Source organism: Bacillus cereus group sp. BfR-BA-01430 (genome assembly GCF_022663115.1).
Classification (GTDB): Bacteria; Bacillota; Bacilli; order Bacillales; family Bacillaceae_G; genus Bacillus_A; species Bacillus_A cereus_BD.
In genome coordinates this window covers 99,289-115,069 of record NZ_JAKUEW010000005.1, presented here as the reverse complement: position 1 = coordinate 115,069, position 15,781 = coordinate 99,289, and the positions used below count along the sequence as shown (strand labels likewise).

The window sequence follows — 15,781 nt, the reverse complement described above, 5'->3', positions numbered from 1 at the left end:
TTACCTCCCTTAGTTAAGAAAGCGTCATGCAAGAGCCTGGACCACCGGCAAAGGAAAGGCCACAGCTTCCTTGTTCACTATATAAATCAGCAACTTGCTCGCGGTGAGTTGTTGGAATAACAAAGCGATCTTTATATTTTGCGATTGCTAGTAGGCGGTACATATCTTCTACATCTTCTTTTGTTAATCCAAGTTCTTTTAATACCATTTCATCTGGCTCTTTATGAACTTGTAGTGCTCTCATATGTGTGCGCATGACAGCCATTTTTTTCAATGTAAGTCGAATGTGGGATTCGTCCCCAGCGGTAAGTAAATTCGCTAAATATTGAATTGGAATTCGCATATTATCAATTGCAGGGAAAATATCCTCTTCTTTCCAGTTGCTTCCTTTTCCTTCGACTATATTCATAATTGGACTGAGCGGTGGAATATACCAAACCATTGGCATTGTTCTATATTCAGGGTGAAGCGGAAGAGCGATTTTCCAATCGATAATCATTTTGTAAATTGGTGAATGTTGCGCTGCTTTTATCCATTCTTCAGGTATTCCTTGTTTTTTTGCCTCGGCAACTACTTCTGGATCATTTGGATCTAAGAAAACAGTAAGCTGCGATTCATATAAGTCTTTTTCATTTTCGATGGAAGCGGCTTCTTTTACCTTGTCAGCGTCATATAACATAACACCAATGTAGCGTATACGCCCTACACATGTTTCAGAACAGATGGTAGGCATACCCGCCTCAATACGAGGGAAGCACATTGTACATTTTTCCGCTTTATTCGTTTGCCAGTTGAAATACACTTTTTTATATGGGCAAGAAGATACACAAAATCTCCAAGCACGGCATGCATTTTGATCGACAAGAACAATTCCATCTTCTTCACGTTTATACATCGCGCCAGATGGACAAGAAGAAACGCAAGACGGATTCATACAATGTTCGCAAATGCGAGGTAAATACATCATAAAGACGTTTTCAAAGTCTGTCTTAATATCTTCTTCCATTTTCTTTACATTCGGGTCTTGTAAGGCAGTGATATGTCCACCAGCTAAGTCATCTTCCCAGTTTGGCCCCCATTCAATTTTATCGATAAATTCGCCTGTAATTGCCGATTTTGGACGAGCTACTGGTTGATGTTTGCGCTGCGGGCTGTTTGTTAACGTTTCATAATCGTAGTTCCATGGCTCGAAGTAATCATCGATTGTCGGTAGATCTGGATTATGAAAAATATTTAGTAGACGTTTCACTTTAGAACCGGATTTGAGCTGAAGTTCACCGTTCTTTACTTCCCAGCCGCCTTTATATATTTCTTGATTTTCCCATTGTTTTGGATAGCCAATACCAGGCTTTGTTTCCACATTGTTAAAATACATATATTCAGCACCTGGACGATTTGTCCAGGTATTTTTGCACGTTACACTACAAGTATGGCAGCCGATACATTTATCTAAGTTCATTACCATTCCGACTTGTGCTTTAATCTTCAAGCCAATCTACCTCCTTCAGTTTGCGGATGACGACGTTTAAATCACGCTGATTACCCGTTGGACCATAGTAGTTAAACCCATAGCTTAATTGACCATATCCGCCAATCATATGCGTTGGTTTTACATGGATGCGCGTTGGACTATTATGCGTTCCACCACGGTTACTTGTTAAATTTGTACCAGGCACGTTAATATGACGGTCTTGTGCATGATGCATAAAGGCCATTCCTCTTGGTATGCGATGTGTAACAACTGCACGTGCTACAACAACGCCGTTTCGGTTGAAACATTCAATCCAGTCGTTATCATCTACACCAGCTTCAGCGGCGTCATCTTTATTCATCCAAACAGTTGGACCACCACGGAATAGTGTTAACATTGGTAAGGAATCGAAGTACATACTATGAATAGACCATTTATTATGCGGCGTTAAATAGTTTAGCGTAATTTCTTTTCCTTCTACTTCCGGACGTGATTTTTGAAACGGTTTATGCTGCAAGATTGGTTTAAATGTTGCCATTGTTTCACCAAACTCTTTCATCATCTCGTGATCTAAGTAGAATGATTGTCGTCCTGTAATCGTTCTCCAAGGAATAAGACGTTCTACATTTGTTGTAAATGGTGAGTAGCGGCGTCCCCCTTTTTCTGAGCCAGTAAAGGCAGGAGAAGTAATTACTGTTTTAGGTTGTGCTGTAATTTGCTCGAATGTGAAACACTCTTCTTCGCGTTCTGCTGCTAAATCGCGTAATTTTAAATCTGTTTGTTTTTCAAGAGCTTCCCACGCTTTTACAGCCATATGACCATTAGTTGTTGAAGAAAGAGTAAGGACTGCTTCTGCTGCATGGACTGCTTCTGTTATATTAGGGCATCCTTTTGCGATAGAATCGGTGCGGATGACTCCTAAGCGACTCTTTAATTGTTCGTACTCTTTTTCTGCGGACCAAGAAATACCTTTTGTCCCAATTGGTTGTTTACCAGCATTTGGTCCAAGCGCAGTCATTTTGTCATAAATTGTTTTATAATCACGCTCGACAACATAAATTTGTGGCATCGTTTTACCTGGAATTGGTTCACATTCCCCTTTGCTCCAGTCTTTAATCTTGCCAAGTGGCTGTGCTAATTCTTGCGGTGTATCGTGAAGAAGCGGAGTTGCAACAACTTCTTTTATTGGATCAAGATCAAGTTCTGTTGCTAATTTAGAGACTGCTTTTGCAAGGGAGCAGAAAATGTCCCAGTCGGAACGAGCTTCCCATGGTGAACCAATAGCTGGATTAAATGGATGTACAAATGGATGCATATCTGTACTACTTAAATCGTGTTTTTCATACCATGTTGAAGCGGGTAGAACAATATCGGAATAAAGTGCTGTCCCGGCCATACGGAAATCTAGGTTAACAAGTAAATCTAGTTTGCCTTCAGGGGCCGTTTCATGCCATTTTATTTCTTCTGGTCGCAATGAATCGCTATCATCGTTCATTAATCCATTTGTTGTACCGAGTAAATGTTTTAAGAAATATTCGTGACCTTTACCTGAACTTGAAATTAAGTTTGCACGCCATACAAATAAGTTACGTGGGAAGTTATTTTTGTTATCTGGATCTTCAATGGCAAATTTCAGTTCTTTTTCTTTTAATTTCTGTGCCACATATATTCCAATTTCTTCTTTTGTGGTTGCCCCATTAGCGACAGCTTCTTTATAAATTTCAATGCCATTCTTTTCGAAAGTCGGATAAGAAGGAAGCCAGCCAAGACGAGCTGCTAATACATTGTAATCACCATGATGTTGATAGCGTGAGTTGCCAACAACTGGTGATGCTAAATGACCGACTGGTGTATCTTCATAACGCCACTGATCTGTTACAAAATAGAAGAATGATGTCCCGTTTTGTAGCTTTGGAGGACCTTGCCAGTCTCTTGCCATCGCAATGGTTTGCCATCCTTCGGCTGGACGTAATTTTTCTTGCCCGACATAATGTGCCCAACCACCGCCATTTACGCCTTGTGCCCCAACGAGAAGAACGAGGTTTAAAACAGCGCGATAAATCGTATCAGAGTTAAACCAATGGTTAATACCAGCACCTACAATAATCATGGAGCGACCATTTGTATCGATAGCATTTTGAGCAAACTCACGAGCGATTTGAATGACTAAGTCTCGTTTTACACCTGTAATGTTTTCTTGCCATGCTGGTGTAAATGGAATCGAATCATGAAAGTCTTTTGACTCTTGGCCGCCAAGTCCACGGTTTACGCCGTAGTTAGCTAATGTTAAATCGTACACAGTTGTAACGAAAACATCACCATCTCGTGTTTTAATTTTCTTCACTGGAATTGTTCGTTCTAGTATTTGATTTCCTTCATCAGAGAAGTATGGAATCTGTACAGTACAAGCGGCATCTTCCATGCCAAGTAAAGAAAGACGTGGATCAATCTTTTTCCCCGTTTGCTCATCCTCTAAGCGCAAGTTCCATTTCTTCTCGTTATCCCAACGAGAGCCCATTGTGCCGTGAGGAGTGGCAAAATCATTCGTGTTATCATTCCAAAGAACAGGCTTCCATTCGCCATGCTTTGTTTCACGGCCAATATCACTTGCATGTAAGAATCGATCTGCTATGAATTGGTCTCCTTGTTGTTTTAATGTGACGAAGAACGGGAAATCAGTATATTGTTTTGCATAATTTGTGAAGTATTCCACTTGTTTGTCCACATAAAACTCTTGTAAAATGACGTGCCCCATTGCCATCGCAAGCGCGCCATCTGTCCCTTGTTTTACGCTCATCCAGTCATCAGCAAATTTTGTAGATTCAGCAAAGTCAGGACTTACAGAAACGACTTTTGTTCCCTTATAACGCACTTCAGCTAAGAAGTGAGCATCTGGCGTTCTTGTCATTGGCACATTTGAACCCCATGTCATAATGTAGCCAGAGTTGTACCAATCACTACTTTCTGGCACATCCGTTTGATCACCCCAAATTTGTGGGGAAGCGGGTGGGAGGTCAGCGTACCAATCATAGAAGCTAAGCATAGGTCCGCCCATTAGCTGCATAAAGCGGCTACCAGCAGCATGACTTAACATAGACATGGCTGGAATTGGTGAGAAACCAACGTTTCGATCGGGGCCATATTTCATTACTGTATATAGTAAGGAGGTTGCAACAAGCTGCAATACTTCATCCCAGTTCGCACGAATGAATCCACCTTTACCACGTGCACTTTTATAGGTGCGAGCTTTTTCAGGATTTTCTACAATGCTTTTCCAAGCATCTAATGGTGATGCATGATTTTGAAGTTCTTCCTTCCACATATTCCAAAGGACGCCTCGTACATATGGATATTTCACGCGAAGTGGACTATAAATGTACCAAGAAAAACTTGCACCGCGTGGACAACCACGAGGCTCAAAATCCGGCATATCAGGGCCAGTAGTTGGATAATTTAATTCTTGCCCTTCCCAAGTTACAATTCCATCTTTTACATAAATGTTCCAACTACAAGAGCCAGTACAGTTTACTCCATGTGTAGAGCGGATGACTTTATCATGTTGCCATCTTTTTCGATAGACATTTTCCCATTCACGATCTTCATATGTTTCTTGTGTATGGTTCTCGTTATAGCGATCTATTGGAGAAAAATATTTTAAACGTTTCATGAATGCTGAAGATTTCTTTTTCATACTGCTCACTCCTTTATTACCTCTTGTTTTCTTATCTTCACTATAAGAGGAGGGCATAAATAGGGATGTGATATCTATCACAGTTCAACAGATTGTCAAAAATCAAAATGTAATGTTTTTCGTAAAAATGTGGTGTTTTTCACATTTCATTATGTGTTTTTCGTGTAGAATGAAGGAGAAAAGAAAAAGTAGCCTCTCAAATAGAGAGACTACTCAATACTACAAATAGAGGAGGGGCAATCTTCACAAGAAATTTCACATTTTAAAAATTGTAAATTATGAATTGTGATTTTTCCTTTCTGAATAGAAAGGATTCCTTGTTTTTTTAATTCATTTAACATACGATTGACACTTTCGCGTGAAGTAGCACAGAAGTTAGCGAGTTCTTGATTTGTTAAAGGCAAATCAATCAAGATACCATTTTCTTTTAAAATACCGTAGCTATTTGTCATGCGAATGAGTGTGGAATATAAAGCTCCTTTTTTTCCATGCAATACTAAATCACGAAATTTTGTTTGCATTCTTCTTAGATGCTCACTAATCCATTTCATAAATTCAAACGCAAGAGCTGGCTTTTGAAGCAGTGCTTTTTCTAAGGCATCTCGTTTTATTACACCAATCTCAACTTCTTCGAGACATTTTGCATTTAATAAATACTTTGCATGATCTGCAAATAGTGTTAATTCGCCGATAATATCATCCTTTGAACAAATGCGAAGTGTTAACTCTTGTCCATCAGCGCTAATTTTACTAATTTGTACTTTTCCAGATCGAATGATATAGAGCTCTTTTGCTTCTATACCTTCTTGAAAAATATAGCTTCCTTTGCTGACTTTCATTTTATATTCAACAGATGCAAGTAGTTCTTTTAAATCATTTGATAATGCCGTACGATTTGTCACAGCAATCACCTTTCTTTTTCGAGCAGTCTATCCTTTATTTTGAGTGTAAGCATGATGAAAATGCAAGTAATATTTCCTGTATAGTATAAGAAATAAGTTCATTTTTATATAAAGAAGTAGATGTTTCATGCAAACATCTGTTAAGTATAATAGTATTATAGGAAGTTTTTTATTGTTTCATCCATTTTTTTCTACTCGTTTTTTAGTATGCTTATTAAAAAAGTAACGAAAACTTTTAGTAGTGGATGACTGATAAAGAGCATTACTATAATAATGATTTCATTCAATAAATAGACAGTATTCACCTTGAGACAGTTTGTTTCAAGGTTTTTTTGTGGGGAATTTTTCCTTCAATGTGAACAAATTACGAACGGATTTGTGAAGAATTTTTGAATGGCGCACATGATGTGAGAAATATCACAACAAATATTAGATTACTTGATTATGATGAAGGCAAATAAAATATGGAAAGCAAACAAAGAACACGAGCTAAAACATCGCAGTTCAAAAATATATTATAATAGAATGAAGAAAGATAGGAATGAAGCAAAAAGGAGGGGTGATGATGCACGAGAAGGTGAGAGATTCTTTCGAGCGCCCGCTTCAAGACTTACGGATTTCAGTTATAGATCGCTGTAATTTTAGATGCACATATTGTATGCCGGCCGAAGTATTTGGACCAGATTATGCTTTTTTACAAGAAGAAATTTTACTTACATTTGATGAGATTGAAAGATTAGCAAAATTATTTGTTGGCATGGGTGTAAAGAAAATTAGACTTACAGGCGGAGAACCATTACTTCGAAAAGATTTACCGAAGCTGATTAAGCGTCTGGCAAGTCTTGATGGTATAACGGATATTGGGCTAACAACAAATGGTATCCATTTGACGAAACAAGCAAAAGCATTAAAGGAAGCGGGCTTACAACGAGTAAACGTTAGTTTGGATGCGATAGAAGATCATGTATTTCAGAAAATAAATGGACGGAATATTAGTACGAAACCTGTGTTAAAAGGGATTATAGCTGCTAAAGAAGCCGGTCTTGAAGTAAAGGTAAATATGGTTGTGAAAAAAGGAATGAATGATAGTCAAGTTCTTCCAATGGCTACTTATTTTAAAGAACAGGAAATACCGCTGCGTTTTATTGAATTTATGGATGTTGGGAGTACGAACGGATGGAATTTCGAACAGGTAGTTACAAAACAAGAATTAATTGAGATGATTGGCAATGTATACCCGATTGAACCTGCTGAACCACAATATTTCGGAGAGGTCGCAAAGCGTTATCGTTATATAGGAAGTGATGTGGAAGTTGGATTTATCACTTCTGTTTCTGAATCATTCTGTTCTTCATGTACAAGAGCGCGAATTTCAGCTGATGGAAAGTTTTATACGTGTTTGTTTGCGACAGAAGGTACGGATTTAAGAGCGTTGCTTAGAACAAATTGTTCTGATAATGAGTTATTACAAGTCATGCAAGATGTATGGAGATATCGAAAAGACCGATATTCTGATGAGCGGACAGAAGAAAGCGCGAAAAATCGCGCAAAAATTGAAATGTCTTATATTGGAGGATAAGAAGGGGGAAAAACATTGCAGGAACGTTATTCAAGGCAAATATTATTTCCAAGTATTGGTGAAGCTGGACAAAGGAAAATAAGAGAAAAGCATGTATTGCTTATTGGTGCTGGCGCTCTTGGCGCTGCCAATGCTGAAGCACTTGTTAGGGCAGGAATCGGAAAACTGACCATTGCGGATCGAGATTATGTCGAGTGGAGCAATTTGCAGCGGCAGCAATTATATACAGAAGAAGATGCAAAGCAATATAAGCCAAAGGCAATTGCAGCTGTAGAACATTTACAGAAGATTAATTCTGAAGTTGAGATTATTCCAGTTGTGACGGATGTGGCGATACAAGAAATGGAAGAATTCATACAAGATGTAGATTTAATAGTAGATGCAACAGATAATTTTGATACGCGTCTTCTTATTAATGATATTTCACAAAAATATAATGTACCTTGGATATATGGAGGGTGCGTTGGAAGTTATGGCGTAACATATACAATTCTTCCAGGAAAAACACCGTGCTTCCGCTGTTTGATGGAGCATCCGACAAGTGGTGCTACATGCGATACAGTAGGGGTAATACAGCCGGCAGTACAAATGGTCGTTGCACATCAAGTAACCGAAGCTTTGAAAATATTAGTAGAAGATTTTGGATCGCTTCGGGAGACAATGCTGTCATTTGATGTTTGGAATAATCAGCATATGGCATTTAAAGTGAATAGGCAGAAAAAAGACAGTTGTCCGTCTTGTGGAAAGTTACGTACGTACCCAAGTTTGGCATTTGAATCTCAAATGAAAACCGAAGTATTATGTGGACGAAATACGGTTCAAATCCGTCCTGGCGTTTCGAAATCTCTTAATCTAGAAGAAATTAAAAAGCGCTTACAAAAAAGCGTGGATATTCAAGTAACACCGTATTTATTATCTTTTTTCATTGAGGAGTATCGTTTTGTTCTCTTTAAGGACGGTAGAGCATTTGTTCATGGGACAAATGATAAGGCAGAAGCGAAGCGATTATATACGAGGTATATAGGCTAAACCTAAAGGCAACCTTTAGGTTTAGCGGATGGTATTATATTTATGAATGTCGAAGATAGTCGCCGCTTTTTCCTCCTGTTTTTTCGAGAAGATATGTTTCGCCGATCATCATTCCTTTATCGACAGCTTTACACATATCATATACGGTAAGAGCGGTCATAGAAGCGGCTGTTAAAGCTTCCATTTCAACGCCTGTACTTCCTTCTGTCTTTACTTTTACTTCAATAAGTAAACGATATTGTTTTTTTTCTTGTTTCCAATCAAAGGAAACATCGACTCCTTTTAAAAGTAAGGGGTGGCACATTGGAATAACATCAGAAGTACGTTTCGCCGCCATAATACCAGCGATTTGAGCGACGCCTAGTACATCTCCTTTCCCAATTTCATGATGGGAGATTTTATCATAAATTTCTTTTGTAACAAGGATGCTAGAACAAGCAATTGCAGTGCGCACTGTTACTTTTTTATCGCTAATATCGACCATCTTAGCGCGGCCTTGGTCATTAAAATGAGTAAATGAAGACATGGAATTCCTCCTTGTAGTAATTGCTAGTATGATTAGCATTGTACAATATAAAGTGTAATCAAGATGTGATATTTTGCAAACAGGGGTGAAAAAAATGCTAGAAAAACGAGTACCTATTCCAGTTGCTGAAGCAGTAAAGAGAGTGATGAAATATGCTCAGCGCGGTGAAATAGAAGAGACGATTCTTATGGAGAGTTATGGAAGAGTACTTGGAGAAGATGTTGTAGCTAATCACGATGTACCTCACTTCAATCGTTCTCCTTATGATGGATTCGCAATTCGGGCAGAAGATACGAAAGAGGCAAGTCAAAGTAATCCAATTGAATTTAAAGTAGTGGGAGAGATTGGAGCAGGTTCTGTTTTTCAAGGAGAAGTGAAGGCATTTGAAGCTGTTCGAATTATGACAGGAGCAGCGATTCCAGAAGGATGTAATGCTGTTGTTATGTTAGAGTTGACAGAAGACTTGAAAAGAAATGGCACAACATATATGAAGTTAAAACGTTCTTTTCAAGCAGGAGATCATGTTTCATTTAAAGGTGAAGATATAAAGAAAAATCATGTGCTTGTAAAAAAGGGAACGACAATAAATCCAGGTGTAGCAGCGTTATTAGCAACGTTTGGATACAGTTCAGTTCATGTTGTAAAACAGCCAGTTGTGGGAATTATTACGACTGGAAGTGAACTGTTAGAAGTGCATGAACCACTTGAACCGGGAAAAATCCGAAATAGTAATTCTTATATGATTGCAGCTCAAATTACGAAAGCAGGCGGAAAAGTGCGGTATTATGGGCAGCTTGCAGATAGATTGGATGCTTGTTATGAAGCTGTGAAAGCGGCACTGGATGAAGTTGATATTTTAATTACAACCGGTGGTGTTTCAGTAGGGGATTATGACTATTTACCTGCTATTTATGAACGGTTACAGGCGAATGTACTATTTAATAAGGTTGCCATGAGACCAGGTAGTGTGACAACAGTAGCCGAAGTGGGAGGAAAGCTATTATTCGGATTATCAGGTAACCCATCTGCTTGTTATGTCGGGTTTGAATTATTTGTTTACCCCGTTATACAAACGCATCTTTACGCAAAGGAACCATATGTATATCGCGCGGATGCCGTTTTGCAAAAAGATTTCCCAAAAGCAAATCCATTCACACGTTTTGTAAGGGGGAAAGTAAGTGTTGTAAATGGTATGTTACATGTAACTCCAGTAGGTTTGGATAAGTCGAGCGCTGTATCGTCTCTTGCAGAAGCAAATGCATTCATTGTACTACCAGGAGGAACGCGAGGGTTCGAAGCAGGTATGACCGTCTCTGTTCTATTGCTTGATTCGGGTCAAGGAAGTGAATGGCCATGGGCAGAGCCACTCCAATCTTACAAATAGTAGGATATCAAAATAGTGGGAAAACAACATTAATGGAGAAGTTAGTTCATGCTTTTTCAAACGAAGGAAGGAAAGTTGCTACGATTAAGCATCATGGTCATGGTGGGTTTCCTGAACTTCCGCAAAAAGATAGTGAACGGCATAGACAAGCTGGGGCAGTCGTAAGTGGTGTAGAAGGAGCTGGGCTGTTATCTATTTCAGCACTTCGTAATCATTGGGTGTTAAAGGATGTAATTCAGTTATATGAATTCTTTGCAGTAGATCTCATTTTAATAGAAGGATATAAAACAGAACCGTATCCGAAAATTGTCTTACTTCGTTCGCTAGATGATATGTCTTTATTGGAACAAGTAGATAACATAAAAGCCGTTATTGTCTGGGATGAAGCGATTTTACATTTACAAAAAACATATAAAATATTTCATATAGCAGATGCCGATTCTTATATGAAATGGCTTGTAGAAATGGTAAGAGGTGCAAAATGACATATACGTATTATGAAGTAATTGATACACCGATTTCAATTGAAGAAGTAACAAATAAAGTGATTAGCCGAGAATGCGGCGCAGTGACAACTTTTATTGGGACCGTTAGGGAATTTACGAAAGGGCGCCGTACATTATATTTAGAGTATGTCGCTTATAAAACAATGGCTGAAAAAATGCTTGCAAAAATTGGTGCGGAAGTGAAAGAAAAATGGCCGGGGACACATGTTGCGATTACGCATCGCACTGGTACCCTTCAAATTTCTGATATCGCAGTTGTTGTTGCGGTGTCAACACCGCATCGAAAAGCTGCTTATGAAGCGAATGAATATATTATGGAACGAATCAAACAAATTGTACCTATTTGGAAAAAAGAATTTTGGGAAGATGGCGATTCGTGGATTGGTGATCAATTAGAAAGAGTATCGTATCCAGATGGAGAACCGGGAAAGGAGCTGGAATCATGATTCAAGTATTATTGTTCGCGAATTTGCAAGAAGAAGCTGGAACAAGTGAACTGAAAATAGAATGTGACAACATAACAGTTACAGAGTTAAAACAGTTGCTTGTAAAAGAGTATCATTTATCAGTTGATCAGCAAATTATGATTGCAATTAATGAAGAATATGCAAATGATACGGATACAATTCAGGCGGGCGATGTTGTCGCACTTATTCCACCTGTAAGTGGAGGTTGATTTTTTCCAGTCTAATCACGAGATTGCGTGATTAGACTGGAGGGAATGAATATAAAATTGTGAAATGTTGAACAAATTAGGAGGCGAAAAAGATGAGAGGTCCGAATTTTCAGTTAGGATTACAAACTTCTAATCTTATTATTGGTTTTATGGTATGGGTGATATTATCTTCGTTAATGCCATTTATTAAAACAGATATTACGTTAACGGCAGGGCAAATCTCCCTTGTAACAGCAGTACCTGTTATTTTAGGATCGGTGCTTCGAATACCAATTGGGTATTGGACAAACCGATATGGAGCAAGAAAATTATTCTTTATCAGTTTTATTATTTTACTATTCCCTGTTTTTTATGTTAGTATTGCAAACTCTATGATGGACTTAATTATTGGTGGCCTATTCGTAGGGATTGGTGGCGCTGTATTTTCTGTAGGTGTGACGTCATTACCGAAATATTATCCGAAAGAACGTCACGGTTTTGTAAATGGTATTTATGGTGCAGGAAATGCAGGAACAGCAGTTACTTCTTTTTTAGCACCAGTCATTGCAAGTTCATTTGGTTGGAGAGCAACTGTACAGTCATTTTTAATTTTATTAGCATTGTTTGCGTTATTAAATTTCTTATTAGGGGATCGCAACGAAAGAAAAGTGAATACACCATTACTGGAACAATTAAAAGGTGTGTATAAAAACGAGAAACTTTGGTTCTTATGTATTTTCTATTTCTTAACGTTTGGATCATTTGTTGCCTTTACAGTGTACTTACCAAACTTTTTAGTGTCTCACTTTGGATTAGAAAAAGTCGATGCAGGTATGAGAACAGCTGGATTTATTGTATTAGCAACAATTATGCGCCCGATAGGTGGTTGGCTTGGTGATAAGTTTAATCCATTTAAAATTTTAATCTTTGTATTTATTGGATTGACATTATCGGGTATTATTTTATCATTTATGCCAAGCATGAATGTCTATACATTTGGTTGTTTACTCGTTGCATTTTGTGCAGGAATTGGAAATGGTACAGTCTTTAAACTTGTACCGATGTATTTTTCTAAGCAAGCAGGGGTTGTAAATGGACTTGTGGCAGCATTAGGTGGATTAGGTGGATTTTTCCCTCCGCTTATTTTAACAGTACTGTTCCAATTAACAGGTCATTATGCAATTGGATTTATGGCACTTTCGGAAGTAGCACTTGCTTGTCTCATTATTACAGTTTGGATGTATAGTCAAGAAAAGTTATTGCTTATGTTAAATCATAAATAATTCTATTGTTTGAAAAAGAGAGCAGCATGGTTTCAGTTGAAAAACTAGAAGCCTGCTGTTTTTTGTATTGTTTTAAAAGATTGAGGGGAATATAAAGGATACAAAATGTTATAGATTTTAGCATAGAAAGGTTTGGGAAAATGGATATCTTTTTAGCGATTTTACCTGCTTTATTTTGGGGAAGTATTGTACTTTTTAATGTGAAACTTGGCGGAGGCCCATATAGTCAAACGCTCGGAACAACATTAGGCGCACTTATTTTTTCGATAGGTATTTATATCTTTGTACAACCAGTGCTAACACCGGTAGTGATTGGTGTAGGAATTGTATCGGGATTATTTTGGGCGCTTGGGCAAGCGAATCAATTAAAAAGTATTGATTTGCTGGGCGTTTCGAAAACAATGCCGATTTCAACAGGGATGCAATTAGTCGCGACAACTTTATTTGGAGTTTTAATTTTTCGTGAATGGTCAACAACCGTATCTATTGTATTAGGTATTCTTGCAATCATTTGTATCATTGTTGGGATTGTTTTGACATCACTTCAAAGTGAAGAAGAAAAGAATGAAGCGCATGCAGGAAATTTTAAAAAAGGAATTATAATTTTACTCGTTTCAACTTTCGGTTACTTAGTATATGTCGTAGTTATACGCTTATTTCATGTAAATGGATGGTCGGCTTTATTGCCGCAAGCAATTGGAATGGTAATAGGCGGTATTTTACTAACATTTCGGCATAAGCCATTTAATAAATATGCAATTCGAAATATCATTCCAGGCCTAATTTGGGCAGCTGGAAATATGTTTTTATTTATTTCACAACCACGCGTAGGAGTAGCAACTAGTTTTTCTCTTTCACAAATGGGAATTGTGATTTCAACTTTAGGTGGAATTTTTATATTAGGTGAAAAGAAGACAAAGCGTCAATTTATTGCAATTATCATTGGGATTCTTTTCATTATTGCAGCTGGAATTATGCTAGGAATTGCAAAAGGGTAGGAAGTGTATTGGTAATATTATGAAATTGGAATAAACGTAAACATGATCAAACCCCCACTGATTCAAGTTTCGCTTTATATGTAACATTGCATAAGGCTATGATTGATCGTGATGGTATACTGAAACTGCTCAATATTTTTCATCAATTATTAGGTTGGAAACGTAACGTCTTATGAAATGTAAATCATGTATAAACTTAGAAAAAAAGAAGAGACGCTTAGATGAGCGTCTCTTCTTTTTTCTAAGTTGAAACTTTAGGATATTTATGATTAGCAATAATTTTTACGCAAAAAAAAAAAAGCGTTTGACTATGTTTGCGTTGTAGATGTGTATTTTATTAATGATTAATCGTGTTTCGTAAGAAATCGGTTGCTTGATTTTCGGAAACATCTTGAACAAGTGCGACTTCACTAATTAAGATTCTGCGTGCATTGTCTAACATTTGTTTTTCACTCGCATTTAATGTTCTTTCTTTATTGCGGTGGAGTAAATCACGTACGACTTCAGCTCCGTCTACAAAATCACCGCTCTTCATCTTTTCCATATTTAATGTATATCTTTGTTTCCATGAGAGTGATTCGTCTGGTTCTCCGTTATGAACGTCAACTAAAGCGTGACTTAATGTTGTTTGATCCACGACATAACGTATGCCAGAATCTTGAACTTTATCCATAGGAATCATTACTTGCATATCGCTAATCACCATGTGTATAACGCAATATTGACGTGTCGTACCTAACACTTCTTTATCTTCAATCGCCTCAATGATTCCAGCTCCATGCATAGGGTAAACAATTTTATCACCAATTTGAAACAAATCATCCACCTCCAGATGTTGTAACTAGTTTTAGTATAACATAAATGGTTTTAAAAAGTCAAATTTTATATAATACCATATTGATTAGTTATTGGTCAATAGGAAGGTGCTTTTTTTGAGGAAGATGCGAAGAGATACAGGGAGGATATGATGGAGTAAATACAAGGCATATCCACTTAAAAGGAAGCATAAAATGTAAAATCGTTAATACAATATACCTAAATCCGTTCTTTATTAAAGGAGGGAGAAAAGGTGAGACGCACAATTAAAATCGATATTACAAATCATGTAGTAGCTAAATTTAAAGCAGATTACTTGGAATTATATACAAATAAATTTATGATAGGTAAATTTTATGTCAATACTGAAGAGAAACAGTATGTGTTAGAAGACGGATATGTACATGAAGGTGGAAAATTTTATCGCATCATAGATACGCACCGTGGCAATCATTTAGTGGCGGAGAGCTGCGATCTAGGACGGTGTTCAAATGATTCGCGTGAAAGTATTTGATGAAAGTCATGAAAAAGATTTAGAAGATGCTGTGAATGTTTTTTTAAAGAAATTGAATGATGAACAACTGATAGATATTAAATATCAAGTTGGGGTTTCAATTAATGATGATGAAAATCAAATTTATTGTTTTTCTGCAATGATCGTCTATAAAACATAAAAAAGAGCTGGAGTTTTCCAGCTCTTTTTTATGTTTTTAAGTAGGGACGACATGTGTGGGTAAAGTATTCATAATAGATGGAGTTGCTTTAGTATTTGCTTCTGGTAGAACAACTTCCTCAGTTTTAGCATCATGTACGTTTTTACACATACCAAGGTGATAACGTTCACCTAAAAAAGGATCGATGTAAAAACCATTTTTAAATATTTTATCATTGTTACTTTTTTTTAGATGGATTTCAGAACAACTAATGCAGTAGTACATAAC

Annotated in this window: 16 protein-coding genes; 10 read left to right on the top strand and 6 right to left on the bottom strand. The window is 37.4% G+C overall.

What is annotated here, in order from left to right; translation table 11 throughout:
- Window positions 1–13: 13 nt before the first annotated feature.
- From narH to MR058_RS11720, 3 genes are all read right to left on the bottom strand, one after another.
- Window positions 14–1,489, bottom strand: a complete 1,476-nt coding sequence (gene narH / locus MR058_RS11730) for a nitrate reductase subunit beta (RefSeq protein WP_012095857.1) — start codon at window positions 1,487–1,489, stop codon at window positions 14–16.
- Window positions 1,479–5,162, bottom strand: a complete 3,684-nt coding sequence (locus MR058_RS11725; protein ID WP_242144201.1) for a nitrate reductase subunit alpha — start codon at window positions 5,160–5,162, stop codon at window positions 1,479–1,481. The genes narH and MR058_RS11725 overlap by 11 nt, the downstream gene beginning before the upstream one ends.
- A 209-nt stretch (window positions 5,163–5,371) precedes the next feature.
- On the bottom strand, window positions 5,372–6,064 hold the full coding sequence (locus MR058_RS11720) for a Crp/Fnr family transcriptional regulator (RefSeq protein WP_242144200.1): 693 nt from the start codon (window positions 6,062–6,064) through the stop codon (window positions 5,372–5,374).
- Window positions 6,065–6,629: 565 nt separating this feature from the next.
- On the opposite strand from MR058_RS11720, the gene moaA reads away from it, so the two are divergent.
- Together moaA and MR058_RS11710 are read left to right on the top strand one after the other, a co-directional pair.
- Entirely contained in the window at window positions 6,630–7,643 is a 1,014-nt protein-coding gene (moaA, locus tag MR058_RS11715; protein WP_242144199.1) for a GTP 3',8-cyclase MoaA, read from the top strand.
- Window positions 7,644–7,658: 15 nt separating this feature from the next.
- Entirely contained in the window at window positions 7,659–8,672 is a 1,014-nt protein-coding gene (locus MR058_RS11710) for a molybdopterin-synthase adenylyltransferase MoeB (RefSeq protein ID WP_242144198.1), read from the top strand.
- A gap of 40 nt (window positions 8,673–8,712) precedes the next feature.
- Here the strand turns inward: MR058_RS11710 and moaC are convergent, their stop codons facing one another.
- The gene (gene moaC, locus MR058_RS11705) at window positions 8,713–9,198 is read right to left on the bottom strand and encodes a cyclic pyranopterin monophosphate synthase MoaC (RefSeq protein ID WP_242144197.1); all 486 of its coding nucleotides are present in this window, start codon (window positions 9,196–9,198) and stop codon (window positions 8,713–8,715) included.
- 94 nt (window positions 9,199–9,292) lie between these two features.
- On the opposite strand from moaC, the gene MR058_RS11700 reads away from it, so the two are divergent.
- The 6 genes from MR058_RS11700 to MR058_RS11675 all read left to right on the top strand — a co-directional run bounded on the left by MR058_RS11700 (window position 9,293) and on the right by MR058_RS11675 (window position 14,024).
- Window positions 9,293–10,582, top strand: a complete 1,290-nt coding sequence (locus MR058_RS11700) for a molybdopterin molybdotransferase MoeA (protein ID WP_242144196.1) — start codon at window positions 9,293–9,295, stop codon at window positions 10,580–10,582.
- Window positions 10,546–11,067 carry a molybdopterin-guanine dinucleotide biosynthesis protein B gene (gene mobB, locus MR058_RS11695; protein ID WP_242144195.1) on the top strand — a complete coding sequence of 174 codons (522 nt, stop codon included), beginning with the start codon at window positions 10,546–10,548 and terminating at the stop codon, window positions 11,065–11,067. Before MR058_RS11700 ends, mobB begins: the two co-directional genes overlap by 37 nt.
- Window positions 11,064–11,534 (top strand): molybdenum cofactor biosynthesis protein MoaE, encoded by a 471-nt coding sequence (locus MR058_RS11690; RefSeq protein ID WP_242144194.1) that lies wholly within the window; start codon window positions 11,064–11,066, stop codon window positions 11,532–11,534. The genes mobB and MR058_RS11690 overlap by 4 nt, the downstream gene beginning before the upstream one ends.
- On the top strand, window positions 11,531–11,764 hold the full coding sequence (gene moaD / locus MR058_RS11685; RefSeq protein WP_242144193.1) for a molybdopterin converting factor subunit 1: 234 nt from the start codon (window positions 11,531–11,533) through the stop codon (window positions 11,762–11,764). The genes MR058_RS11690 and moaD overlap by 4 nt, the downstream gene beginning before the upstream one ends.
- Window positions 11,765–11,856: 92 nt before the next feature.
- On the top strand, window positions 11,857–13,026 hold the full coding sequence (locus MR058_RS11680) for a nitrate/nitrite transporter (RefSeq protein ID WP_242144192.1): 1,170 nt from the start codon (window positions 11,857–11,859) through the stop codon (window positions 13,024–13,026).
- Between the two features lie 140 nt (window positions 13,027–13,166).
- Window positions 13,167–14,024 (top strand): RhaT/GlcU family sugar-proton symporter, encoded by an 858-nt coding sequence (locus MR058_RS11675; protein WP_242144191.1) that lies wholly within the window; start codon window positions 13,167–13,169, stop codon window positions 14,022–14,024.
- 337 nt (window positions 14,025–14,361) lie between these two features.
- On the opposite strand, the gene MR058_RS11670 is transcribed toward MR058_RS11675, so the two are convergent.
- Window positions 14,362–14,841, bottom strand: a complete 480-nt coding sequence (locus MR058_RS11670; protein WP_242144190.1) for a CarD family transcriptional regulator — start codon at window positions 14,839–14,841, stop codon at window positions 14,362–14,364.
- A 252-nt stretch (window positions 14,842–15,093) separates the two neighbouring features.
- Between MR058_RS11670 and MR058_RS11665 the strand changes: the two genes are divergently transcribed.
- Both MR058_RS11665 and MR058_RS11660 read left to right on the top strand, forming a co-directional pair.
- A complete protein-coding gene (locus MR058_RS11665) occupies window positions 15,094–15,354 on the top strand; it encodes a DUF2553 family protein (protein ID WP_242144189.1) in 261 nt (86 codons plus the stop codon).
- The gene (locus tag MR058_RS11660) at window positions 15,332–15,514 is read left to right on the top strand and encodes a sporulation protein Cse60 (protein WP_012095843.1); all 183 of its coding nucleotides are present in this window, start codon (window positions 15,332–15,334) and stop codon (window positions 15,512–15,514) included. Before MR058_RS11665 ends, MR058_RS11660 begins: the two co-directional genes overlap by 23 nt.
- 36 nt (window positions 15,515–15,550) lie before the next feature.
- Here the strand turns inward: MR058_RS11660 and MR058_RS11655 are convergent, their stop codons facing one another.
- Window positions 15,551–15,778, bottom strand: a complete 228-nt coding sequence (locus tag MR058_RS11655) for a DUF3973 domain-containing protein (RefSeq protein WP_242144188.1) — start codon at window positions 15,776–15,778, stop codon at window positions 15,551–15,553.
- Window positions 15,779–15,781: the final 3 nt, after the last annotated feature.

Excerpts from the sequence above, each read along its gene's own strand:
- MR058_RS11725 (WP_242144201.1), bottom strand. The coding sequence starts at position 5,162 with ATGAAAAAGAAATCTTCAGCATTCATGAAACGTTTAAAATATTTTTCT.
- moaA (WP_242144199.1), top strand. The coding sequence starts at position 6,630 with ATGCACGAGAAGGTGAGAGATTCTTTCGAGCGCCCGCTTCAAGACTTA.
- moaC (WP_242144197.1), bottom strand. The coding sequence starts at position 9,198 with ATGTCTTCATTTACTCATTTTAATGACCAAGGCCGCGCTAAGATGGTC.
- MR058_RS11700 (WP_242144196.1), top strand. The coding sequence starts at position 9,293 with ATGCTAGAAAAACGAGTACCTATTCCAGTTGCTGAAGCAGTAAAGAGA.
- mobB (WP_242144195.1), top strand. The coding sequence starts at position 10,546 with ATGGCCATGGGCAGAGCCACTCCAATCTTACAAATAGTAGGATATCAA.
- MR058_RS11690 (WP_242144194.1), top strand. The coding sequence starts at position 11,064 with ATGACATATACGTATTATGAAGTAATTGATACACCGATTTCAATTGAA.
- moaD (WP_242144193.1), top strand. The coding sequence starts at position 11,531 with ATGATTCAAGTATTATTGTTCGCGAATTTGCAAGAAGAAGCTGGAACA.
- MR058_RS11680 (WP_242144192.1), top strand. The coding sequence starts at position 11,857 with ATGAGAGGTCCGAATTTTCAGTTAGGATTACAAACTTCTAATCTTATT.
- MR058_RS11675 (WP_242144191.1), top strand. The coding sequence starts at position 13,167 with ATGGATATCTTTTTAGCGATTTTACCTGCTTTATTTTGGGGAAGTATT.
- MR058_RS11660 (WP_012095843.1), top strand. The coding sequence starts at position 15,332 with ATGATTCGCGTGAAAGTATTTGATGAAAGTCATGAAAAAGATTTAGAA.
- MR058_RS11655 (WP_242144188.1), bottom strand. The coding sequence starts at position 15,778 with ATGTACTACTGCATTAGTTGTTCTGAAATCCATCTAAAAAAAAGTAAC.